At 61.9% G+C, this 22598-nt stretch carries 20 protein-coding genes and 1 pseudogene; 3 read left to right on the forward strand and 18 right to left on the reverse strand.

The genetic code is table 11. The annotated features are described in order from the left end of the window. Window positions 1-159: 159 nt before the first annotated feature. The 6 genes from AB5750_RS00270 to AB5750_RS00295 form a co-directional block, all read right to left on the reverse strand. Window positions 160-1455, reverse strand: coding sequence for an ATP-binding protein (locus tag AB5750_RS00270; RefSeq protein ID WP_006235059.1), 1296 nt, complete (start codon window positions 1453-1455; stop codon window positions 160-162). A gap of 315 nt (window positions 1456-1770) precedes the next feature. Then, on the reverse strand, window positions 1771-4548 hold the full coding sequence (gene xdh, locus AB5750_RS00275; RefSeq protein ID WP_368145014.1) for a selenium-dependent xanthine dehydrogenase: 2778 nt from the start codon (window positions 4546-4548) through the stop codon (window positions 1771-1773). 12 nt (window positions 4549-4560) lie between these two features. Then, window positions 4561-5040, reverse strand: coding sequence for a 4Fe-4S binding protein (locus tag AB5750_RS00280; protein WP_195247110.1), 480 nt, complete (start codon window positions 5038-5040; stop codon window positions 4561-4563). 11 nt (window positions 5041-5051) lie between these two features. Continuing rightward, window positions 5052-8051, reverse strand: a complete 3000-nt coding sequence (gene ygfK / locus AB5750_RS00285) for a putative selenate reductase subunit YgfK (protein ID WP_368145016.1) — start codon at window positions 8049-8051, stop codon at window positions 5052-5054. Between the two features lie 149 nt (window positions 8052-8200). Further along, window positions 8201-9556 carry a putative aminohydrolase SsnA gene (gene ssnA, locus AB5750_RS00290; protein WP_368145017.1) on the reverse strand — a complete coding sequence of 452 codons (1356 nt, stop codon included), beginning with the start codon at window positions 9554-9556 and terminating at the stop codon, window positions 8201-8203. Between the two features lie 196 nt (window positions 9557-9752). Further along, window positions 9753-11147, reverse strand: a complete 1395-nt coding sequence (locus AB5750_RS00295) for a uracil-xanthine permease family protein (RefSeq protein WP_161144905.1) — start codon at window positions 11145-11147, stop codon at window positions 9753-9755. Window positions 11148-11499: 352 nt separating this feature from the next. Between AB5750_RS00295 and AB5750_RS00300 the strand changes: the two genes are divergently transcribed. Then, window positions 11500-12156, forward strand: coding sequence for a helix-turn-helix transcriptional regulator (locus AB5750_RS00300; protein WP_227789750.1), 657 nt, complete (start codon window positions 11500-11502; stop codon window positions 12154-12156). A gap of 108 nt (window positions 12157-12264) precedes the next feature. On the opposite strand, the gene AB5750_RS00305 is transcribed toward AB5750_RS00300, so the two are convergent. Further along, complete coding sequence (locus AB5750_RS00305; protein ID WP_089572469.1) at window positions 12265-12642, reverse strand: RidA family protein; 378 nt, start codon at window positions 12640-12642, stop codon at window positions 12265-12267. A 378-nt stretch (window positions 12643-13020) separates the two neighbouring features. Between AB5750_RS00305 and AB5750_RS00310 the strand changes: the two genes are divergently transcribed. Beyond that, complete coding sequence (locus tag AB5750_RS00310) at window positions 13021-15513, forward strand: U32 family peptidase (protein ID WP_368145019.1); 2493 nt, start codon at window positions 13021-13023, stop codon at window positions 15511-15513. A 15-nt stretch (window positions 15514-15528) separates the two neighbouring features. Continuing rightward, the gene (locus AB5750_RS00315) at window positions 15529-16188 is read left to right on the forward strand and encodes an RluA family pseudouridine synthase (RefSeq protein ID WP_227789749.1); all 660 of its coding nucleotides are present in this window, start codon (window positions 15529-15531) and stop codon (window positions 16186-16188) included. A 60-nt stretch (window positions 16189-16248) separates the two neighbouring features. Here AB5750_RS00315 and AB5750_RS00320 read toward each other — a convergent pair whose 3' ends face one another. From AB5750_RS00320 to rplB, 11 genes and pseudogenes are all read right to left on the reverse strand, one after another. Next, entirely contained in the window at window positions 16249-16995 is a 747-nt protein-coding gene (locus AB5750_RS00320; protein ID WP_196022160.1) for a DeoR/GlpR family DNA-binding transcription regulator, read from the reverse strand. A 3-nt stretch (window positions 16996-16998) separates the two neighbouring features. Next, window positions 16999-18078 carry a Gfo/Idh/MocA family protein gene (locus AB5750_RS00325; protein WP_368145021.1) on the reverse strand — a complete coding sequence of 360 codons (1080 nt, stop codon included), beginning with the start codon at window positions 18076-18078 and terminating at the stop codon, window positions 16999-17001. A 473-nt stretch (window positions 18079-18551) separates the two neighbouring features. Then, window positions 18552-18857: a 50S ribosomal protein L24 gene (gene rplX / locus AB5750_RS00330; RefSeq protein ID WP_368145022.1), complete on the reverse strand. Its 306-nt coding sequence runs from the start codon at window positions 18855-18857 to the stop codon at window positions 18552-18554. 13 nt (window positions 18858-18870) lie between these two features. Continuing rightward, on the reverse strand, window positions 18871-19239 hold the full coding sequence (rplN, locus tag AB5750_RS00335) for a 50S ribosomal protein L14 (RefSeq protein ID WP_006235041.1): 369 nt from the start codon (window positions 19237-19239) through the stop codon (window positions 18871-18873). 118 nt (window positions 19240-19357) lie between these two features. Beyond that, a complete protein-coding gene (gene rpsQ, locus AB5750_RS00340) occupies window positions 19358-19618 on the reverse strand; it encodes a 30S ribosomal protein S17 (RefSeq protein ID WP_006235040.1) in 261 nt (86 codons plus the stop codon). 16 nt (window positions 19619-19634) lie between these two features. Next, entirely contained in the window at window positions 19635-19850 is a 216-nt protein-coding gene (gene rpmC / locus AB5750_RS00345) for a 50S ribosomal protein L29 (RefSeq protein ID WP_006235039.1), read from the reverse strand. Between the two features lie 86 nt (window positions 19851-19936). After that, window positions 19937-20353: pseudogene (rplP, locus tag AB5750_RS00350) on the reverse strand (50S ribosomal protein L16); the annotation flags it as partial. Then, window positions 20353-21063 (reverse strand): 30S ribosomal protein S3, encoded by a 711-nt coding sequence (gene rpsC / locus AB5750_RS00355; RefSeq protein ID WP_006235037.1) that lies wholly within the window; start codon window positions 21061-21063, stop codon window positions 20353-20355. The pseudogene rplP and the gene rpsC, both read right to left, overlap by 1 nt. A 6-nt stretch (window positions 21064-21069) precedes the next feature. Next, complete coding sequence (rplV, locus tag AB5750_RS00360; RefSeq protein ID WP_006235036.1) at window positions 21070-21441, reverse strand: 50S ribosomal protein L22; 372 nt, start codon at window positions 21439-21441, stop codon at window positions 21070-21072. A gap of 14 nt (window positions 21442-21455) precedes the next feature. Continuing rightward, entirely contained in the window at window positions 21456-21716 is a 261-nt protein-coding gene (gene rpsS / locus AB5750_RS00365; protein WP_006235035.1) for a 30S ribosomal protein S19, read from the reverse strand. Between the two features lie 32 nt (window positions 21717-21748). After that, complete coding sequence (rplB, locus tag AB5750_RS00370; protein WP_022094198.1) at window positions 21749-22579, reverse strand: 50S ribosomal protein L2; 831 nt, start codon at window positions 22577-22579, stop codon at window positions 21749-21751. Between the last annotated feature and the right edge of the window lie 19 nt (window positions 22580-22598).

Below are 22598 nucleotides of genomic sequence, written 5' to 3' on the forward strand. Positions count from 1 at the left end.
ATAACAAGTCGCTGCCATTAAGGCACCGACCTCTTGACCAAGCAACGGCGTTTCCCAGCTCTCCAGAACTTGGGCTGCCGTCAACTTTATTCTATCCGCGAGCATCTGGTTTACCAAATGGATTTTCGGTAAAGGAAGCACGGCACGCCCGCAAAACCACTACGCCCCAAGTGCCGCCATGGGAATCACCGCCACGCCGTCGTCGCGTGTGTAGGCAATGCTCCCCTTTCCAACCACGACCGCCAAAAACGCCGGCGCGGCATTCTGGGCGGCAGGATTGGAGAGCACTTTCCTCTCCAGCGCCTTGAGATTTCTCGCTCCATCGTCTGCTTTCGCATCACTCAGCTTGACCTCGATGGCTCCCCAGCGCCCGTCGTGCTCAACGATCAGATCGACCTCAAGGCCCTTCTCATCTCGGAAATAATGGACACTGTTGTCGACACCGCCGTAGGTGGAAAGGAACACGCGCACGTCGCGCAGGACGAGATTCTCAAAGAGCATCCCCAGCGTTTGCATATCGCCAAGCAGCCGCTCAGGGGTAGCCCCCAGCAACGCCGCCGCAAGTGACGGGTCACAGAAGTAGCGCTTGGGGCGCACGCGAACGCGGGCCTTCGAGCGCATGGGCGGCTCCCATCCGCACAGGTCCTCGGTCAGCTTGAGCCTGTTGAAGAGGTCCAAGTACGCAGCGATGGTCCTCTCGTCGGGGCCCGCCTCACCGTACGAGGCGTCCTTTACGAGCGTCTTGTACGTGACAGCCTGGCTCTCGTTCATGGCAAGAGCTCGCAAAAGGCCGTGTGCAAGCTCGGGCGACATGCCCTCGTCCAGCACGTTGACGTCGAGCACCGAGTGCACGTACTGGCTTGCCGTCTCTCGCGCAAGATCTTCCGAAAGCCCAAGATTTGCAGGCCAACCGCCCCTGCAGCACCAGCGGGCGACGTCATCCACCGTGCTCTCGCGACGCTGAGGGGCAAAATCCTCGCCCTTAAAGAGGCTTGCCAGTGACACGAGCGGCTCGCCGTCGCCCGACTCACACAGGGCCATGGGGCGCATTGACAGACGGGCGATCCTACCCGTGCCGGAATGACGAACATGGCTGCGCTCCTCGCTTTTGAGCGCGGTCGAGCCCGTGAGCAAAAGTGTCCCCCGTTCGTTGCCGCTCGCGTCCACGAAACGCCGGGCGGCATCCCAAACCTCGGGCACCTCCTGCCATTCATCGACCAGGTGTGGCGCATCGCCGATGAGCGCCAGGCTTGGGTCGACCTCTGCCGCCGCACGCTGCGCAGGCTCATCGAGCCTGGAGACGCTCGCCGAGCGAGAGAGCGCCGTCCAGGTCTTGCCGCACCATTTGGGGCCGTTGATCTCCACACAGCCAAACGCCCGCATAAGGGTGTCGAGGCGCTCCTCTATGAGCCGGGGCCTATATCCCTTTTGGGTCAATCTCTTTGGTGCATCCATAGACGGCCGTCCCTCTCTATCACGCGATATGCGAAATTACGCCATTCTCAATGCTGATTTTACGCTACTTTCAATGTAGTTTTTACGCCATGACAGATGTAGTTTTTACGCCATTTTCATTGAAGGTTTTACGCTTGGCATCCTTAGCGCGACGCTCGCTCAACCCCTGACCACCGGATTGCCCGAATTCCGGGATGCTGTCTCCGCTCCAAACAAAAGGCCCCAGCTCGCGATGGAGCTGGGGCCAAAGGCGCAGCGTATGTAGTTGATGCTGAGCGCGAACAGCCCGTCAGCAATGGCCGTGCGCGTCCTACCCTACCCGCGGTGACGGGCGCGGCTGTACGGCGTATCCACCATGGGCAGATCTGGACGCAGTTTGCCGTCAAACGCGCGGTAGGCATTCTGCACGGCGGGCGCCGTGGGGATCGTGGCGATCTCGCCGATGCCCTTGCCGCCGTATGCCACGGGCAGCAGCTCGTCCTTCTCCACGTAAATGGCGTGGATATCCGGAATCTCGGGCGCACGGAACAGTCCGAGCGTACCGTACCTTGCCTGGGGCACGCAGTCCTTGAGCGGCCAGTCCTCGGTAAGCGCATAGCCCATACCCATGAGCACGCCGCCTTCGATCTGACCCTGGATGGAGATGGGATTGACCACCTTGCCGGAATCGTGCGCGGCATAGACCTCGCTCACGCGGCCGTCATCATCCAGAATGACCACATGCGTGGCAAAACCGTAGCAGATGTGGCTCTTGGGATTGGGAACGTCGGCGCCCAGCTTGTCGGTCGGCTCCAGATACACGTAGCCAAACTCGCATCCCTCGAGCGCCTTGATGGCGGTCGCGGGATCCTGAGGATGCATGCCCTGGCCGGCGACGAGTTCCTGCGCGCGCAGCTGATATGCGCGACCGTCGTCGTACTCAATCTTGGCACCGTCACCATGCGCGCTCACGGGAGCATCGGGTGCGGGCTTGCCGGCCTCGATGCCAACCATGGCATCGCGCAGCAGGAAGGCGGCACCGCGTACGGCCTCGCCGGTCACGACCGTCTGACGCGAGCCAGACGTGGTGCCGGAGTCGGGAGCGTTCTCGGTGGAACACTCGCCGTTGGCGATGCAGCGAAGCGGCAGACCGCAGGCCTCGGCAACGTCTTGCAAAAAGACGGTGTTGCAGCCCTGGCCGATGTCGGACGTGGCGGCATAGACCACGGCCACGCCGTTCTCGATGCGAATCTTGCAGCGGCCGGCATCGGGCAGGCCCACGCCCACGCCGGCGTTCTTCATGGCGCAGGCGATACCGGCATGTCCGGGATGCGCGTAGTAGGCATCCTTGACCTCGAGCAGCGTCTCCTTAAGCGCCGTGGAGCAATCGGCAATCTGGCCGTTGGGCAGAACCTCGCCCGGCTCGATGGCGTTTCGGTAACGAATCTCCCACGGATCCAGGCCGACCTTCTCTGCCAGCAAGTCGATCAGGCTCTCGAGCGCAAACTCGGACTGGCAAACGCCAAAGCCTCGGTACGCACCCGCGGGCGGGTTGTTGGTGTAGTAGCCAAAGCCGCGGATGTCGGTGTTCTGGTACTTGTAGGGGCCGACGGCATGCGTACAGGCGCGTTCGAGCACCGGGCCGCACAGCGACGCGTAGGCACCGGTGTCAAAGTTGATCTCGCAGTCCAGGCCGGTAAAGTTGCCCTCGGCGTCGCAGCCCAGCGTAAAGGTGCCGTCCATGGCATGACGCTTGGGATGGAAGGCAAGCGACTCGGCACGCGTGAGCTTACACTTCACAGGACGCTGGAACTTATATGCGGCGAGCGCGGCCAAGTGCTGGATGGACACGTCCTCCTTGCCGCCAAAGCCGCCACCCACGAGCATGGTCTCGACGACCACGCGCTCGGGCTCGCTATCCCAGCCAAACATGTGGGCACACTCTTTGCGCGTGTCGTAGGCGCCCTGGTCGGTCGACTGCACCTTGACGCCATTCTTGTACGGGAAGGCAACGGCGCACTCGGGCTCCAAGAAGGCATGCTCGGTAAAGGGCGTGGTAAAGCGCTGCGTCACGGTAAACGCGCTCTCTGCCAGCGCCTTGGCGGCGTCACCGCGCGTCACGTGACGGCTCTGGCACACGTTGTCCTTGAGCTCCACCGTGTTGCCAAAGGCAAAGAAGCTGTCGTGCAGGCGCGGGGCGTCGGCAGACCTGGCCTCGGCGATGTTGCGCACGGGCTCCAGCGGCTCGTAATCGATCTTTACGAGCTTCTTGGCCTTCTCGAGCGTCGCCTCGTCCTCGGCAACCACCAGCACGATGGCATCGCCCACGCAGCGGGTGATGTCGCCCTGGGCGATCATGACGTCCCAGTCCTGGATAAGGTGGCCGACCTGGTTGACCGGCACGTCCTCGGCGCGCAGGATGCCCACCACGCCGGGCAGGGCCTCGGCCTTGGAAGTATCGATGGAGAGCACACGGGCGCGCGGGTACTTGGAGCGCACGGCGCTGGCATAGGTCAGACCCGGCTGATCGAGCTCGTCGATGTCGTCGGGATACTTGCCCTCGCCGAGCACCTTCTTGCGCACGTCGATGCGGAAGGCGCGCTTGCCCACGCCGTAGTCGTCGCCGCGCTCCAAATTCTCGTCGATCTGCTTTTCGCCACGGAGCACCGCAGCTGCCAGCGAAATGCCCTCGATAATCTTTTTGTAGCCGGTGCAGCGGCAGACATTGCCACGGATGGCGTACTTGATCTGCTCCTCGGTGGGCTCGGGGTCCTCGGCGATCAGCGCTGCACCCGCCATGACCATGCCGGGGATGCAAAAACCGCACTGCACGGCGCCCACAGCGCCAAAGGCGTACACAAAGGCCTCGCGCACGTCCTCGGGCAGGCCCTCGACGGTCACGATGTTACGGCCGGCGGCAAGAGCAGTGGTCAGTACGCACGCCTTGACGGCCGCACCGTCCACATGGATGGTGCAGGTGCCGCAGGCGCCCTCGGAGCAGCCGTCCTTGGCGGAGTGAATGTGCAGGTCGTCGCGCAGATAGCGCAGCAGTGGTTTATTCTCCGTCGTCGTGTGCTCGACACCGTTAACGGTAAAAGTGAATTCCTGTGCCATGGTGATTCCCTTCTACACGCCGGCGGCGATGCCGGTGCGGTCGTGGATGGCGCCATGCGGGCAGACGACGGCGCACATGCCGCACGACAGGCAGTCCACGCCGTCGATATGGGCGCAGTTGTCCTCGATGCGGATAGCGCCGGCAGGGCACTTTTTGGCGCACATACCGCAACCGATACAGCTCGTGTCGCAGACCTTGCGCGCAATGGCACCCTTATCGGTGTTGTTGCAGCGCACCAGAATGTTCTGGTAGCCGGGGACGAAGGCAATCACGCGCTGCGGGCACGCCACGCCGCACAGGCCACAGCCCGTGCACTTGGAGCGGTCCACGCGGGCGATGCCATCGACCAGCGCAATGGCGCCGTGGGGGCAGGCCGTGACGCAGGCGCCACAGCCAATGCAGCCTTCGCTGCAGCGGGCATCGCCGCCTGCGGAGGCGCAACCGCTTCCGCAGGCAACGTAGGCCACGTTATGTTGAATGGATTTGGCCATAAGAGACTCGCCTATTTCTTAAGAAGGTACGAATAGTTGTCGCGCACAGCCCTGATGGTCAGGCGGACGGCCTCGGGAAGACCGGTGTTGACGGCATCGACCGAGACGGTGCGGACCGTGCCGGCGACGCGAACCTTAAAGTGGTCCTCGTCCACGGCCAGGAAGCCCTCGTTCTCGGAGTTCTCCATGTCCTCCTCGCTCCAGAACAGGGTGAGCTTGTCCTTGTAGGGACGACCCTCCTGGTAAGGGCAGAACACGGCGCAGTTGCCGCACTCGTTGCACATGCCGTCGACATGGACGACCTGATGCTTGGCCAGGCCCGGCACCTTAATTGCCACGTTGGCGCGGTTGGGGCACACGTCGCAGCAGACCTCGCACACCGAGCCGCAGCCCAGGCAGCGGGTCTTGGTGCAGTTGCGCTTGTCGCGGCACAGCGACCCCTTGCGCTCGTAGCAGGTGTCCTCGCGGCCGGCCTGAGCATTCTGGTCGGCGTACTTGTTAAAGTCCACGCCGGCGATGGCACGGGCAACCTCGGCGGCATCGGCGATGGCCTCGACCACGGTGGCAGGACCGCGACGGCAGTCGCCCGCAGCCCAGACGCCCTCGACGCCGGTGGAGGTGGCGGCAAGGCGGCCGCGACGGTCGTGCTCGACGCCCGCGGCATCGTACAGGCTGGCGTCGATGCCCTCGCCCACGGCGCAGATCACCGTGGTGGCGGGAAGCTCGACGGTCTCGCCCGTGGCGACGGGGCTGCGACGGCCGCTTGCATCCGGCTCGCCAAGCTCCATAACATCGCAGGTCAGCACGGCGCCGTTGAACGCCTTGGGCGCCAGCAACTCGCAGAACTCAACGCCGTCGGTAAGAGCAAGATCGAGCTCTTCCTCGTCAGCGGGCATCTGCTTCTTGGTGCGGCGATACACCAGGCGCACGTTCTTCACGCCAGCCAGACGCTTGGCCACGCGGGCCGCGTCCATGGCGGTGTTACCGGCGCCAATGACCACGACGTCCTCGCCCAGCTCGAGTTTCTCGCCCTTCTTGGCGGCCTCGAGGAACTCCAGCACGTCGAGCTCGGCACCCTCGCCTAGGCCCGCAGAGCCGGGCATCCAGGCACCGGTGGCCACGACCACGTCGGTAAAGCCCTGGGCCTTGAGCTCGTCAATGGAATCAACGCGAGCGTTGAGCTGCACCTTGGCGCCAAAGGCCAGGCAGAGCTCGGCATCGTGGGAGATATCGTCGCTCGCGATGCGGAACTCGGGAATCACGTGACGGACCACGCCACCGAGCGAATCGCGGGCCTCAAAGATGGTGACGGGCACGCCGGCGCGCGTCAGGAAGAATGCCGTCGCCAGGCCGGCCGGGCCGCCGCCGATAACGGCAACGTTGCGCTCGCCGTCGTTGGCGATAGCCTGGGCACGCAGCTTGGGTAGCACGGCGGTCATGGCCTCGCGGGCGGCCTTGAGCTTGCTGGCGCGAATCTGGGCGCCCTCGGGCTCGTAGAACGCACGCTCGCAGGCACGACCGCAAGGATGCGGGCAGATGGTGCCGGTGATGAACGGCAGGGCGTTGCGCTCGATGATGATGTTGAGTGCGTCCTCGTAGCGGCCCTCGTCAACAGCCGCCAGATAGGCGGGAATATCCTGCTGGATGGGGCAGCTCGTGCGGCACGGCGTGGTAAAGCAGTCGGAAAGCGGGCTCTTGCCGGCGACCTTGCGGTCGGGCAGCGGGCGCAGCGGCTTCTTGTAGAGCGGGTTGGTGAGCGAGTCGGTCTGGATCGCAGTCACGGCCTCGAGAGAGACGCCCGCGAACGGCTTGCCATCCAGGTCGGTAAACTCGCCAGCCATCTGGCTAAAGCGCTCGTAGCCACCAGGCTTGAGTACGTCGGTCGCCAGGGTGACGGGCCAAATGCCGGCATCGTACAGGGCGCGGATGTTGTAGACCGTAGCACCGCCAGAGTAGCTAATGCGCAGCTTGCCATCGAACTGCTCGGTAATGCGACGGGCGGCCTCGATGGTCAGCGAGAACAGCGAACGGCCGGACATGTACATCTCGGTGGAGGGCAGCTCGTTCCTCGTCACGTCGACGGGGAAGGTGTTGGTGAGCTTGACGCCAAACTCCAGCCCGCGCTCGGCACACAGGGCAATCAGGCGCTCGAACATAGGCACGGCATCGACCCACTGCAGGTCCTCGCGGAAGTGCGTATCGTCGAAGACGATGTAATCAAAGCTCAGCTCGTTCAGACGCTGGCGGGCAAACTCATAGCCCAGCAGCGTGGGGTTGCACTTGATGTAGGTGTTGAGGCCCTTCGCGGTGATCAGATAGGTCGCGATGCGCTCGATCTCCGCCGGCGGGCAGCCGTGCAGGGTAGACTCGGTGATGGAGTTGGACACGCGCGCCGGGATGGACTCGACAAATGCGGCATCGACATGCTCAAACTTGTCCAGGTTGGCGAGCGCCCATGTGCGGCACTCGTTCCAGACGTCGGAGCCGCTGGCGTCCTTCATACCCTCGATGTAGGCGTCGACCTTGGGGCTCTTGATGCCCTCCAGGTCATAACCCACGGACATGTTGAAGACAAAACCGTCCGGGCTTCCCAGGCCGTACTCGCGAGCGATGAGGTGGCAGGCGAACCATGCCTTCACGTACTCGGCAAAGGCCTGCGGAACCTCGAGCTCGGTCGACCACTCACAGTTGTAGCACTCGTCCTGCGCCACGATGCAGGGCTTGTTCACACACTTGGAGAGCTCCTCGCCGTCCATAACCTGGACGGTCTTGAGCTCAAAGAAGCGGGAACCGGCAACGTAGGATGCCACGATGTTCTGGGCAAGCTGCGTATTGGGACCGGCGGCCGGGCCAAACGGGGTCTCGATGCGCTCGTCAAAAATGGGAAGCGCGCCCTCCTGGTTGGTCGTGACCATCTTGCGCACGCCAAAGACGGCGCCCTGGGTCTTGTGCTCCTCGATGATCCAGTTCATCAGCTGCGAAAACGGGATCGGCCTCATGATGTCGCTCATAGTGAGCTCCTCTCTGTAACGCCCGGCGAGACCGCGCGGCGGGCGCAAATACGGTGTAGCGCTAGCACAGCGCCGGCGACCCCGCGGAGGTCGCCTATACGCGCGCCGGATGCGGCGAAACATCCGACGCGCGTGAATCTACTTGTGAATTAGTAGGTGCGATCGTTGAGCGTGCTCCAGAGCTTCTTGGACTCAGCCATGGTCCACGCGTTGATCTTGTCCTCATCAATGCCAACGAACTCGCGATCCTTGTACAGGACGCGGCCGTTGATGATGGTGGTGCGGCAGTTTTTGCCCATCATGCCAAAGAGCATGTGGCCGTCGATATTCTCCTCGCTCAGCGGCGTAAAGGGCTTGTAGTCCATAACGATAACGTCGGCGGCAGCGCCGGCCTCGAGCACACCGAGCTTGCGATCGAAGTACTTGCTCGCCATCTTGGCGTTGTTCTCGAACAGCATGGTCATGGCCTCGTACCAGCCCACGTTGGGCATGGCGGCGTTGTGGCGCTGAATGATCAGGAAGACCTTAAGGCTCTCGAGTATATCGTGGGTGTAGGCATCGGTGCCCATGCACACGGGAATACCGCGGCGGAAGAACTCGAGCACGGGGGCGCAGCCCACGGCGTTGCCCATATTGGATTCGGGGTTGTTGACGAGCCAGGTGCCGGACTCCTTGACGATATCCATCTCGGCAGGCGTCACGTGGATGCAGTGGCCCAGCATGGTGTCGGGACCCAGCAGGTTGTGCTGCAGCAGGCGCTCGACGGGGCTGATGCCGCCGCGGTTGAGGCGGGAATCCCACACGTCGTTCATGCCCTCGCACACATGGATGTGGAAGCCGGTCAGGCCGTTGTTGGCCTCGGCCATCTTATCCATGGTCTCGTCCGACAGCGTAAAGGTGGCATGCCCGCCAAACATGGCAGCGATCATGTGGTTGTCGTTATCGCGACGCTCCTTGGCGGCCCACTGGGCAAATTCGGCGTTCTCGGCAATGGCCTGGTCGCATTTTTCCTGGCCACGGCGATCGGAAACCTCGTAGCACAGGCACGAACGCATGCCCAGCTCCTGAGCTGCATCCTTAATGGTAAAGAGGCTTCCCGGGATCTCACAGAAGCTCGCGTGATGATCGAAGATCGTAGTGACGCCATCGCGGATGGAGTCCAGAATCGTGGCATAGGCGCTGGCCTTGGTGCCGTCGAGCGTCAGGTTGTCGTCGATCTTCCACCACTGCTGCTCAAGATTCTCCAGGAAGTTGGTGGGGTTGCAGCCCTTAATGGCAAGGCCGCGGGCCAGACCCGAGTAGATGTGGGTGTGGCAGTTGATGAGTCCAGGCATGATGAGGTTGCCCTGGGCATCGACGTACTCGGCATCCGGGTACTTGGCCTTGAGCTCGCACTCGGGACCTACTTCGACGATCGTATCTCCGTCAATGGCGACCGCACCGTTTGGAATGAACGGGGCCTGAGCATTGCGGGTAAAGACGGAACCGTTAGCGACCAGAAGCATAAATGCTCCCTTCAACATCAGAGGCGGGGTTTGACACCTCTGACATGGCGGAAGTGCGAAGCGCCGGCCTACACCGGAAACGGGCCCTCTCCCGTCAACGCTTCACCAAAGGGACAAGCCCTTTGAAGTGCGGCTTGGCGCCGCATGGCGCCGGCGGACGAGGCGATGCGTCCGCCAGCGAATAGCACCGAATTGGTTACTTCTTGCTCTCGGGCAGGACCAGATCCACAGCGGCATCCTTGGCGGCATCGATGTGCTGAGCCACGACCGGCGTCTGCGGAAGGATCAGGTTAAGGACAATGGCCATGATGGCGGTGGGGGTCACGGCGTTGGAGCCGATGACGGTGGACACCCAGGTGGGCATGCCCTCGCCGGCGAGGCAGCCGCTGGCCATCCAAATACCCAGGCCAAAGACGACCGAGGTGCCGACGATGGTGGTGGTGCGCTGCGTGAGGCCCTCGCGGGTGAACATGCGCACACCGTTCATGGTGATGGTGCCAAAGACGCCGACGGTCGCGCCGCCGATGACAGGCTGCGGGATGGCGGAGAGCACGGCAGAGAGCTGCGGGAACAGACCGGCGATGGCAAAGACGGCCGCGATGATCACAAAGACCCACTTGTTGACGACCTTGTTGGAGCAGATGATGCCCACGTTCTGGCCAAGGGCGCTGGTGGGAAGACCGCCCAGCAGGCCGCCGACCATAGAGGTGAGGCCCTGGGACACAATAGCGCCGGAGAGCTCGCGCTCGGTGGGCATACGGTCGATGGAGCCCAGGCAGGCGGCGGAAACGTCACCGATAACCTGGATGGCGACCATGGGGAACACGACAGCGAGGGTAATGCAGACCTCGGGATCAAACTCGAGCGCGTAGGGCATGAGCTTGGGAAGGGCGAAGACCTGAGCGGTGGCGACGCTGGAGAAGTCGATCATGCCAAAGGGGATCGAAACGATCATGCCAACGATCATGCCAAAGAACACGGATCCCAGCTTGAGCGTGCCCTTGCCAAAGTTGGCGAGCGCAAAGACCACGGCGAAGGTGATAAGAGCGACGCACCAGGCCTGCGGGGTGCCCCACAGCGGCGTACCCATACCGCCGGCCATATACTTGACAGCCGTGGGATAGAGAGAGACGCCAATGGAGAAGATGACCGTACCGGTCACGACGGGCGGGAATAGCCACTTAATCTTGCTGTAAGCCAGACCAAAGAGGACCGCGACGGCGCCGCCGACGATCTCGCCGCCCAGCAGCGCACCAAAGCTAAAACCCGAGGCACCCATGGCCTGGAGGGCCGGGAGGAACGCGAACGAAACGCCCATGACGATGGGCAGGCCGCCGCCGATGCGACGGAAGGGAGCGAAGGCCTGAAGGGCCGTGTCGATTGCCGAAAGAATGAGCGCGACCTGGATGATGTCGGTGCTCTGCTGGCTATTAAAGCCGTAGACGCCGGCCATGATGACCGCCGGGGTGATGATACCGGCAAACGAAGCCAGTACGTGCTGAAGGGCACACGGGATCATTTCCTTAACGGGAGGCATGCCTTCACGAGTGAACAGGGCTTCAGTGCCGTTCTTAACCGTCTCCTGGGTCATTTGACCACCAATCCTCGAAATAGTTGTTTTCGCATCTAACGCTCTATTGTGACGCAGTGCGGGGTTGAGGTTGTGCCTTCGTTGCATATCGTATTAAAGATGATTCTCATTCTCAATAATAATTTTTTGTTATCAGACTATTCTTGAGCTGAGACAATACATTTCCACAGGTCAAGAAAGTGTCTGGTCAAAATAACATCTAACTTTTCTTTTGGTCGACCGTTTACCGCCGAATTCCTACCGCTCGTCTGTATTACGCAATGTACCTGCGAATATACGAGATGAGGAATGGCGTGTTACCATGAGAAAAAATTGTTATGAACATTTCCGATTTCACCCCAAGGAGTTGCCCGTGAACGAGACCGTACGTCGCTTTTTGCCGATGGTCGATTTCCTGGAGCAGATACTCGGCAAAAACAGCGAAATCGTGCTGCACGATTTCTCGGATCCCGACCACGCCATCGTCGATATTCGCAACGGCATCGTGAGCGGTCGCAAGGTCGGCGGTCCCGCCACCGACCTGGCGCTCAAGATCATGCACGACGCCAAGTATCGCGACCTGCCGTTTATTACGGGCTACGAGGGCCGCGGTGCCGGTGGCAAGACGCTGGAGTCGGCGACGTACTTTATCCGTGAGGGTGACGAGATCGTCGGTATGCTCTGCGTCAACACCGACCTCTCGACCGTGCGCTCCATCAACGCCATGGCACAGCAGCTCATGGCGTGCTTCGACGCGGCGCCGACGCGCACGGAGCCCGCCTCTATCGAGGTCGAAAGCCTTTCGGAGTCCACACAGGAGCTCATCGACCGCAGCATTGCCGAGCTGCTGAGCGCTCGCGGGCTGGATGTGGCGTCGCTTGGTCAAAGCGACCGCGTGGACGTCATTCGCCACCTCAACGGCAACGGAGTGTTCATGCTCAAGGGCGCCGTAGCCTGCGCCGCCACCGCGCTGGGCATCTCGGAGCCCAGCGTCTACCGCTACCTGCAAAAAGTCCGCAAGGAGGGCTAACGAGCAAAATGGAGCGCGGCTCCACAAGCGATCCGTCACTTAACAAAAGACCCTGCAGCTCGCACTGCAGGGTCTTTTTGCATGTCATGTTTAGTTGTTGCCAACGCCTTAGAGAGCGGCGACGACCTCGATCTCAACCAGACCGCCGGCCGGAAGGGCGGCAACCTGGAAAGCGCTGCGCGCGGGGAACGGGGCCTCGAACTTGGAGGCGTAGATCTCGTTCACGGCAGCGAAGTCGGCGATGTCGGCCAGGTAGACCGTGGTCTTGACGACATCGGCAAAGGTGGCGCCGGCAGCGGTCAGCAGAGCCTCGACGTTAGCAAGGGACTGCTTGGCCTGGGCCTCGACGCCCTCGGGCAGCTTGCCGGTTGCGGGGTCGATGCCCAGCTGGCCGGACAGGAACACCATGTTGCCGGTCTGGATACCGGGGGAATACGGGCCGATGGCTGCGGGTGCGTTATCGGAAGACACGACGGTCTTGCTCATGTTTTTCTCCTTACGATCAGATAGAGAGCGTGAGCGCGGCGTTCGCACCGGGAGGCACAATTCGGTCTGAACACCGCGCTTGATTTGGGATAGTACTCAAGGTTTCCGCGCGATGCAAGATTATTATCACGTTGCGAGAATAATTTATCGCCCAACGGCACCTGTCGGCCGCTGAACGGCACGACCGGACGGTGAAGCTCAAAATGATCCGTTTCCCTCCGTCCCCATCGGATCAGGTAATCCATAGGGGACGGAGGGAAACGGGTCATTTTTGCTGCAAGGACTGCTGAAGACTTTATCCCGCTTGGAGCACGGGCATCGCCCGCCGCAACAGCACCACTATACTTTTGAGTATCTGAGCATTTTGAAAGGCAGGATATGACCGCAACCGCCAGTCGAACCACCAACCGCAGACCCGAGCTTTTGGCGCCCGCCGGAGGGCCCGAGCCCTTTGCCGCCGCACTCGCCGCCGGGGCAGACGCCATCTACTGCGGCATGGGCAGCTTCAACGCCCGCCGCAAGGCCACCAACTTTACCGACGAGGCCTTTGAGCAAGCCTGCCGCGCCGCACATCTAGCCGGGTCGCGCGTCTACGTCACGGTCAACATCGTCATCAAGCAGTCCGAGATGAGCGATGCGCTGCAACTCATCCATCGCTGCTCCACGCTGGGCGCCGATGCCTTCATCATCCAGGACTGGGGCCTGTTCTTTGAGGTCAAGCGCACGATGCCCGGCATCGAGACGCACATCTCAACCCAAGCAAACATCCACGACGACCGCGGAACCCTTTGGTGCCGCGAGCAGGGCGCCGACCGTGTGACCCTCTCGCGCGAGCTTTCCATCGACGAGATTGCCGCCATTCACGATGCCGCGCCCGATGTGGACCTTGAGGTCTTTAGCCATGGTGCCATCTGCTTTTGCTACTCGGGCCTGTGCCTGCTTTCGAGCTTTGCCATGGCGGGACGATCGGCCAACCGTGGCATGTGCGCCCAGCCCTGCCGCCTGCCCTACAAGCTGATCGACGAGAACGGTCGCGCACTCTCCCCCGCCGGCCGCGAGCGTGCGCTATGCCCGCGTGACACCAACACTTCACAGCTTGTTCGCCGTCTGTATGACGCCGGCGCCGCGTCGCTCAAGCTCGAGGGCCGCATGAAGGCGCCCGATTACGTGTACTCCATCGTTGATGTATATCGTCACGAAATTGACGACATGCTATCCGGAGCCACCGTTGCCAAGGACGAGGAAGCCGCCCGCCAGCGCCAGCTCAAGCGCTGCTTCAACCGCGACTTTACGCACGCCTACCAAGACGGTACCTCGGGTGACGAGATGATGAGCTACGAGCGCTCCAACAACCGCGGCCAGATCGTGGGCACGGTGCTGGGCAGCCGCCCGGCCAACCGCGATGTGCGCGGCCTCAAGCCCGACGACCGCCGTCGGCGCGCCGCCATCGCCCGCATTGAGTTGTTTGAGCCCGTGGGCAAGGGCGACCTGCTGGAGCTTCGCCACGATAACGAGTTTGACCAGTTCCTGACCACCATTGCCGCCGATGATGCCGCCGCCGGTGACATCATCGAGTGCCGCGTGCCTCGCAGCATGCCCGAGGGCTGCCGCGTGCGCGTGATTCGAAGCCAGCGCGCCATTGACGCTGCCGGCGCCGCGCTCAAGCGCGATGTGCTGCGCCGCCGCGCCGTTGATGTGTCCGTCGTGGCGCGTCTGGGCAAGCCGTTTACCGTTACGCTCACCTGCTGCGACGACCCCGCGCTCACTGCCACCGCCACCGGCTTTACCGTCGAGGCTGCCAAGACCCGCGCCGTCGAGGCATCCGATCTGGTAGAGCACGTCGGGCGCATGGGCTCCTCTCCCTTTGAGGCTGCGGGCTTTGATGTGGCGCTCGATGAGGGCTGCGGCATGGGCTTCTCCGCTGTGCACAAGGTGCGCGCCGCCGCCTGCAAGGCGCTGGAGGAGGCCATTCTGGCACCGTATGACGAGCGTGCCCGCACGCTCGAGCTGCCGGTGCTCGACAAATGTACGCGGCCCATGCCCGAGCACTACCGCGACGAGCCGCAGATCTGCGCCACCGTCACCTCGCTCGAGGCCGCCGAGGCAGCGCGAGCGGAGGGTGCAACGCGCATCTACATGACCACCGACGCGCTCGATGCGGCCGAGCTCTCCCCCGCCGATGCGTTTGAGCAGGGCATCGTGCCCGTGCTCGACGAGGTCTGCCGTGCCGTTGACCACGAGCGCGTCGACCCGTGGGTTGTTGCCGGCGCCACGGTCGCTATTGGCAACATCTCTGAGCTTGCCCTGGCCGCCCAGGTTGGCGCCACGGCCGAGATTCGCTCTTGCCTGCCGGTGCACAACACGCCCTGCATGGAGGCGCTTGCCGAGCGCGGGGCCGGTGCGTTTTGGCTCTCGCCCGAGATCACGCTCGACGAGATTGTCTCGTTCGGCGCCGCCGCGCCCGCGACTCTGGGCATCACCGTCTTTGGCCGCCCACGCGTCATGACAAGCGAGCATTGCATTCTGCAGGTTGCCAACGGCTGCATCCACGATTGCGCCAACTGCCGCCTGCGTGCCCGCAAGCTCTCGCTCAAGAATATCGACGGCAAGGTCATGCCCGTACGCACCGACATCCATGGCCGCTCTCGCTTGTACGATGCTTACCCCATCGACCTCACGCCGCAGGTACCGCAGTTGCTCGACGCCGGCGTCCGTCGTCTTATGGTCGACGGAACCTTGCTCGAGGCCGATGAGATTGGCCGTGCCGTCGCTCGCGTCCGTCGCGCCGTCGAGGCGGCTCAAGCCGGCCGCAAGCCCGCCGCCCGCCTGCGCGGCGCCACCTCGGGCTGCATGTTTGTGGGAATTAGCTAATCGAAAGGCTTACACGTGAACGAAGAACCTCAAGTCCTCTACTGCGACGCCTGGCTCATGGCTATCGATAAGCCTGCCGGCATGATCGTCCACGGTGACGGCACCGGCGAGCGCACACTTACCGACTACGCCAGCGACCTGCTGCTGGCGATGGGCGACGGCTTTGCCGCGACCGACATGCAACCGCTCAACCGCTTGGACCGCGACACCACCGGCGTGGTGTTGTTCTCGCTCGACAAGCGGACGCAGCCCGCTTTTGACCAGATGGTCATCGACCACGCATTCGAAAAGCACTATCTAGCGCTCGCCGAGGGCAAGATCGACTGGAACGAAAAGCTCATCGACAAGCCCATCGCCCGCGACCGCCACGACAGCCGCAAGATGCGCGTCGGCGCCAGCGGCAAGCCGTCTCAGACGCGCGTCAAGGTACTCAAGCGCCTTAAGAGCCGCCGAGGCCTGCCCGCGCGTTCGTATATCGATGTTGAGCTGCTCACCGGCCGCAAGCATCAGATTCGCGTGCACCTGGCCAGCGAGCGTCACCCCCTGGTTGGCGACGACCTGTACGGAACGCCGCGCCCCTGCGGCCTGATGCTCCACGCCCACAGCGTGTCCTTCACGCATCCCGTAACCGGCGAGCACATCCACATCGAAGCCCCCTGCCCCTGGGAGCCCTAAACCACCACAATGGGGACAGGCACCTTCGCGGTGGTTTTGGCCTTAGCCCGTCCCCTGCTGCTAGACCGTGATGACGTTGTCCATTGCCCGGTACTTGGCGGGGACCTCGCCTGCGGTAATAATCGTTGCGTCGCGGAAGTCCGCGAACTTGACGGGCGCCACCATGCCAAATTTACTGGCGTCCGAGATTACGAAGCGTTTGGCGGTATGGCGCATCGAGATACGCTTGACCTGTGCTTCCTCGATATCCGGTGTGGTGAGACCTTGCTCGGCCGCGATGCCGTTGGATCCCCAAAAGCCGCAGTTGAAGTTATAGCGGTCCAGGGTTGCCAAGGCATCGGGGCCAACGAGCGCCTCGGTCTCGGGTTTGAGCTCGCCGCCCAGCACCACGGTACGCATGCCGCGCAAAGCAAGGTGCTGAGCATGGAGCACGGAATCGGTCACATAGGTGACGCCGTCGAGACGCGGAAGATGCTCGATGAGCTTGAGGGTCGTTGAGCCCGAATCGATATACACAAAGCTATCGGGCTCCACCAGGGCCGCGGCACGAGCACAGATGCGCTCCTTGTCATCGTTATGGAGATCACTGCGTTCGCTGATCGTCAAGTCGCGCGTCACGTGCGCGCGCTCCAGACTCGTCGCACCTCCGTGCACCTTGGCGATACGGTGCGCGCGGTCGAGCGTTTGCAAGTCACGGCGAATGGTGGACGGTGTCACGCCCAGGGCCTCGGCAAGTTCCGGCACGGTAACCGAGCCGGCCTGCTGCACCATCGACACGATCGCATTGAGCCTATCTTCCGCAAGCATCGCTTACTCCTCCTCGGGGTAGACGACTCCCCAATCGGCGCGGAGCTTGGTCATGAGCTCCATCACATCAGAAGCATAATCCAGAAGCTCACGCTTGGAATCGTCGCCGGCGACGGCCTGCTCGAGGTCAGCCATCTCGTAGCACAGGGCATAAGCCTCGGTGCCAGCGTGGACCTCCTCACGGCGACCGTCCGCAGTCCACACGATGGTCGCATGGTCGGCGCGCGGATACTCGTTGACCTCGATATAGCACTTGTCGAAGCTAATGACCGAACGCTTGGGCTGCTTGGAGTGGAGCGTGAGGCTCACCACGCCCAGCTGCTGTTCGGCATTACGGCAGACGATGCCGCCTGCAACGTCCACGCCGGTCTTGCAGGTGTTACCCAGAGACACGACCTCGACGGGCTGGCTCGCCATAAACAGGCGCATGACGGACAGGGCGTATACGCCAATATCGAGCATGGCACCGCCGGCGAGGTTGCGATTGTAGAAACGGTTGGTCAGGTCGCCGTACTCCTTGTAGCTACCAAAGTTGAGCTGAGCGAGGTTCATGCGGCCAAACTCGCCGGCATCCATGCGGCGGCGCAGCTCTTGATACAAGGGCATGTGGAGCACCGTGGTAGCGTCCATAAGAACCACGTTGTGTTCGGCGGCAATGGCGCGGGCCTCTTCGAGCTCGGCGGAGTTGAGCGTGATGGCCTTCTCGCAGAGAACGTGCTTGCCGGCCGCCAGGGCGGCGCGCAGATAGGTGATATGGGTGTTGTGCGGGGTGGTGATGTAGACGGCGTCGATGTCAGGATCGGCGTAGAGATCCTCAACCGTGTCATAGACCTTCTCAACGCCATACTGTTCTGCAAAAGCCTGAGCCTTGGACAACGTGCGGTTGGCAACGCCCGCGAGCTTTCGGCCGGCAAGGGCAAGGGACTGAGCCATCTGGTTGGCAATAACGCCGCAACCGATCACAGCCCAACGGAGCTCGGGAGCCGTAAAGATGTCGTTAGGGAACGGCTTGTCCTGGACCGAAGCGAACGCTGCTTTTGCGGCTGCCGCGGAGTCGAGTGGAGCCTGCTTGGAATCTGCCATATGTGCCTCCTGAGTCATCGGAAGTTCTTCATTTCCAACAGCCTTATATTCGCACAAATGCGCGCGTATTTGCTTGTATTTGCGTGTTTATTTGTTTATCGGTCATTATTTAGCCATATTTTGCACATTTTTACGCGGTCATACGCATTAACACGCAATGCTATGCGCGATAATGCGCATGCGAGGATCCTTGTAAAGGATAAAGAAGCGGAACACCAAAGCCCAAAAAGGCAGAGCAGGCTGTCTTACTCTTCCCCTCTAGGGGCATCAGGCATCAATGGACCGTCCCAAACTGCCGACACATGGGGACTGTCCCCAACTGCCGGGACTACTCATTTAAGTCTGTCCCCAATGAGCACAATCACTCATGTAAGTCTGTCCCCAATGAGTATCCCCAATGAGTGGGGATAGAAAAAGGCCCGGGTGCCGTGGGGCATCCGGGCCTTTGCTAGCAACTTGATGTTGCGGGCAGCTTAGAACTTGTAGCCGCACTTCTTGCAGACGCGCAGCTTGTTCTTGCCGTCCTTCTCGTGACCGACGCGGGTAACCTTACCGCACTCGGGGCAGACGAGATTGACGTTGGAGGCGTCGATGGGAGCCTCCTGCGAAACGATGCCGCCCTGCTGGTTGGCAGCGTTGGGCTTGACGGCCTTCTTGACGACCGAAACGCCCTCGACAACGACCTTGTTCTCGGCGGGGAGTGCACGCAGGATAACGCCCTGCTTGCCGCGATCCTTACCAGAGAGAACCTGGACCTTATCGCCCTTCTTGATATACATATATCTCCCCTAACTACAGGGTCTCGGGAGCGAGCGAGACGATCTTCATGTACTTCTTGTCACGAAGCTCGCGAGCGACGGGCCCGAAGATACGGGTGCCGACGGGCGAACCATCGTTGTTGATGACAACGCAGGCGTTCTCATCAAAGCGAATGTAGGAGCCATCCTTGCGGCGGATCTCCTTAACGGTGCGAACGACGACGCAACGGACAACGTCCTTCTTCTTGACGTTGGCGCCAGGGGTAGCCTCCTGGACAGCACCGATGAACACATCGCCGATGCCTGCATAACGACGCTTGGAACCGCCAAGCACCTTGATGCAGCGAATCTTGCGAGCGCCGGAGTTGTCGGCGACGTTCAGCATGGTTTGCATCTGAATCATGGTAGATGTTCCTCCGAACTAAGAACCGAAGAGAGGTGCGCTGCCTTTATACGGCCTGTGGTATGCAAGCCAGGCATACGCACATCTTCGGAAACGTACAAGTCGTAAGAGCGACTGCTTATTTAGCGCGCTCGACGACCTCGATGAGGCGCCAACGCTTCATCTTGGACATAGGACGGGTCTCCATAACGCGGACGGTGTCGCCCACGCCAGCCGTGCACTCCTCGTCGTGAGCGTGCAGCTTCTTGGAGCTGGTCATCATCTTGCCGTACTTGGGGTGACGCTTGCGCTCGGTGATGGTGACAACAATGGTCTTGGCACCGGAGACGGAGGTAACGACACCCGTACGGACCTTACGCGAGTTACGCGAATCAGTCATGTTCTCTCCTTAGGTCCTACTCGGCGACAGCGGACTTCTCCGCTGCGATCTCGCGGGCGCGCTGCTCCGTGAGGACGCGAGCGATGTCCTTCTTCACGGTGTTGACGCGAGCGGTGTTGTCCAGCTGGCTGGTGGCCATCTGGAAACGAAGGTTAAAGAGCTCGGCGCGCATTTCCTTCAGCTTCTCAACGAGCTGAGCGTCCGAGAGCTCACGAATCTCTGCGGGCTTCATTAGTTCTCCTCCTTGGCGGCGGCGGCGTCCTCAGCAGCCCACTTGGCCTCGAGAGCGGCCTCCTCAGCCATCTCCTTCTCGATGCGCTGCTCAGCGTTCTTAGCAGCAACAATCTTGGTCTTGATGGGAAGCTTGTGCTGTGCAAGACGCAGAGCCTCGCGAGCGACCTCCTCGGGCACGCCCTTGACCTCGAACATGATGCGGCCGGGCTTGACGACGGCCACCCACTCCTCGGGGTTACCCTTACCAGAACCCATGCGAGTCTCGGCAGGCTTCTTGGTGATGGGCTTATCGGGGAAGATCGTGATGTAGACACGACCGCCACGCTTCATGTAGCGGGTCATGGCAATACGAGCGGCCTCGATCTGACGGTTGGTGATCCAATGGGCCTCGAGAGCCTGGATACCAAACTCGCCGAAATGCAGCTCGGTATTACCCTTGGCCTGGCCCTTCATGGAGCCACGCTGCACCTTGCGGTGAAGAATACGCTTAGGGGCAAGCACTACTGACCCCTCCTCTCGGAGTTACGACGACGAGGACGGGAAGAGCCCTCGAGTGCAGGGTTGGGAACAGGCTGGCCCGGGAGCTTCTCGCCCAGGTAGATCCAGACCTTCACGCCGCAAGCGCCCATGGTGGTGCTGGCGACAGCCGTGCCGTAGTCGATCTTGGCACGAAGGGTGTGCAGAGGCACGCGACCCTCGCGGTACCACTCACGACGGCCCATCTCGGCACCGCCGAGACGACCGGAGCACTGGATACGGATGCCCTTGGCGCCGGCCTTGCGGGCGGACTGGACAGCCTTGCGCATAGCACGACGGAAGGCAACGCGGCCCTCGAGCTGCTCAGCAATGGACTGAGCAACGAGGTTGGCGTCGAGCTCGGGGCGCTTGATCTCGACAACGTCGACGGAGAGCTGGCCCTTGGAGACGCCAGCGACCTTCTCGAGCTCGGTGCGGAGGGTATCGATCTCGGCACCCTTCTTACCGATGACAACGCCGGGGCGAGCGGTGAGGATAATGACCTTCACCTTGTCGCCAGCGCGCTCGATCTCGACGCGGGAGACAGCTGCGCGGGAAAGACGCTTCTCGAGGTACTTGCGGATCTCGAGATCGTTACCGAGGGTCTTAGCGTAATCCTTCTCTGCGAACCAGCGGGAGCGCCAGTTCTCGGTGATGCCAAGACGGAAGCCGGTGGGGTAGACTTTCTGACCCATACAGCTTTACGCCTCCTTTCGAGGAGCAACGACGACGGTGATGTGGGAAGTACGCTTCAGAATGCGAGAAGCGGAACCCTTGGCGCGGGGACGGATGCGCTTAAGCGTCGGACCCTCGTCAACATAGGCAGCGGCGACAACCAGGTTGTCGGCACGCAGACCGTTGTTGTTCTCGGCGTTCGCAACGGCGGAACGGAGAACCTTCTCGACATCCACGGCGACGGCGCGGTCGCAGAAGTGGAGGATGTCGAAGGCCTGAGCGACAGGCTTGCGGCGGATCAGATCGACCACCAGGCGGGCCTTGCTGGGGGAAACACGCACGTACTTAGCGACGGCGCGAACCTCGGTGGCCTCAGTTTCAATAGACTTAGTTGCCATTTACGGTTAACCCCCTATTTGGCCTTGTGGCCACGGAACGTACGAGTCGGCGCGAACTCGCCGAGCTTGTGACCAACCATGGACTCGGTAACATACACGGGCACATGCTTGCGGCCGTCGTGGACGGCGATGGTGTGACCAACCATCTCGGGGAAGATGGTGGACGCGCGGGACCAGGTCTTCACGACGTCCTTCTTGCCAGCCTCGTTCATCGCGGTGATACGCGAGAGAAGGCGAGTCTCCACGAACGGGCCCTTTTTGAGACTTCTGCTCATAAGTGCTTTCTCCTAAAACTCGGTATCCGAAATTACTTCTTACGGCGACGAATGATGTGCTGGTTCGAGACCTTCTTCTTCTTGCGCGTACGAAGGCCCTTCGTCGGCTTACCCCAGGGGGTAACGGAGGGACGACCAGAGGTGTGGTTCTTGCCCTCGCCACCGCCGTGCGGGTGGTCGACAGGGTTCATGACGGTACCGCGGACGGTCGGGCGCACGTTCATGTGACGCTTACGGCCGGCCTTGCCGATGACGATGTTGGAGTGATCGGCGTTGCCGACCTCACCGACGGTGGCGCGGCAGGTAACGAGGATGCGGCGCATCTCGGAGGAAGGCATACGGACGATAGCGTACTTGCCCTCCTTACCCATCAGCTGGCAGGAGTTACCGGCGGAACGGGCGATAGCGGCGCCCTTGCCCGGCTGGAACTCGACGGCGTGGATGAGCGTACCGACGGGGATGTCGGCGAGGGGCAGAGCGTTGCCCGGCTTGATGTCGGCGTCAGAACCGGACATGATGGTCTGACCGACCTCGAGGCCCTTGGGGGCCAGGATGTAGCGCTTCTCACCGTCAGCGTAGTGCAGCAGAGCGATGCGAGCGGAACGGTTCGGATCGTACTCGATCGTGGCAACCTTGGCGGGCACGCCGTCCTTGTTGCGCTTGAAGTCGATCACGCGGTAACGACGCTTCACGCCGCCGCCCTGGTGGCGGGTGGTGATGCGGCCGTTGTTGTTACGACCGGCCTTCTTGGGCAGGGGCTCGAGAAGAGACTTCTCGGGCTTGGTGCAGGTGATCTCGGAGAAGTCGGAGATCGTCTGCCAACGCCTACCAGCGGAGGTCGGCTTAAGGTGCTTTACAGCCATTACAATCCCTTTCAATAGG

Source organism: Collinsella aerofaciens, from assembly GCF_040926185.1.
In the GTDB taxonomy this organism is placed as follows: Bacteria; Actinomycetota; Coriobacteriia; order Coriobacteriales; family Coriobacteriaceae; genus Collinsella; species Collinsella aerofaciens_BC.

Bases quoted from the DNA above. Each gene is read 5' to 3' on its own strand.
- AB5750_RS00295 (WP_161144905.1), bottom strand. From the start codon at position 11,147: ATGACCCAGGAGACGGTTAAGAACGGCACTGAAGCCCTGTTCACTCGT.
- rplB (WP_022094198.1), bottom strand. From the start codon at position 22,579: ATGGCTGTAAAGCACCTTAAGCCGACCTCCGCTGGTAGGCGTTGGCAG.
- rplV (WP_006235036.1), bottom strand. From the start codon at position 21,441: ATGGCAACTAAGTCTATTGAAACTGAGGCCACCGAGGTTCGCGCCGTC.
- AB5750_RS00270 (WP_006235059.1), bottom strand. From the start codon at position 1,455: ATGGATGCACCAAAGAGATTGACCCAAAAGGGATATAGGCCCCGGCTC.
- rplX (WP_368145022.1), bottom strand. From the start codon at position 18,857: ATGTATATCAAGAAGGGCGATAAGGTCCAGGTTCTCTCTGGTAAGGAT.
- AB5750_RS00320 (WP_196022160.1), bottom strand. From the start codon at position 16,995: ATGCTTGCGGAAGATAGGCTCAATGCGATCGTGTCGATGGTGCAGCAG.
- rpmC (WP_006235039.1), bottom strand. From the start codon at position 19,850: ATGAAGCCCGCAGAGATTCGTGAGCTCTCGGACGCTCAGCTCGTTGAG.
- AB5750_RS00280 (WP_195247110.1), bottom strand. From the start codon at position 5,040: ATGGCCAAATCCATTCAACATAACGTGGCCTACGTTGCCTGCGGAAGC.
- rpsQ (WP_006235040.1), bottom strand. From the start codon at position 19,618: ATGACTGATTCGCGTAACTCGCGTAAGGTCCGTACGGGTGTCGTTACC.
- rplN (WP_006235041.1), bottom strand. From the start codon at position 19,239: ATGATTCAGATGCAAACCATGCTGAACGTCGCCGACAACTCCGGCGCT.
- rpsC (WP_006235037.1), bottom strand. From the start codon at position 21,063: ATGGGTCAGAAAGTCTACCCCACCGGCTTCCGTCTTGGCATCACCGAG.
- ygfK (WP_368145016.1), bottom strand. From the start codon at position 8,051: ATGAGCGACATCATGAGGCCGATCCCGTTTTCGCAGCTGATGAACTGG.
- xdh (WP_368145014.1), bottom strand. From the start codon at position 4,548: ATGGCACAGGAATTCACTTTTACCGTTAACGGTGTCGAGCACACGACG.
- rpsS (WP_006235035.1), bottom strand. From the start codon at position 21,716: ATGAGCAGAAGTCTCAAAAAGGGCCCGTTCGTGGAGACTCGCCTTCTC.
- AB5750_RS00325 (WP_368145021.1), bottom strand. From the start codon at position 18,078: ATGGCAGATTCCAAGCAGGCTCCACTCGACTCCGCGGCAGCCGCAAAA.
- AB5750_RS00310 (WP_368145019.1), top strand. From the start codon at position 13,021: ATGACCGCAACCGCCAGTCGAACCACCAACCGCAGACCCGAGCTTTTG.
- ssnA (WP_368145017.1), bottom strand. From the start codon at position 9,556: ATGCTTCTGGTCGCTAACGGTTCCGTCTTTACCCGCAATGCTCAGGCC.
- AB5750_RS00305 (WP_089572469.1), bottom strand. From the start codon at position 12,642: ATGAGCAAGACCGTCGTGTCTTCCGATAACGCACCCGCAGCCATCGGC.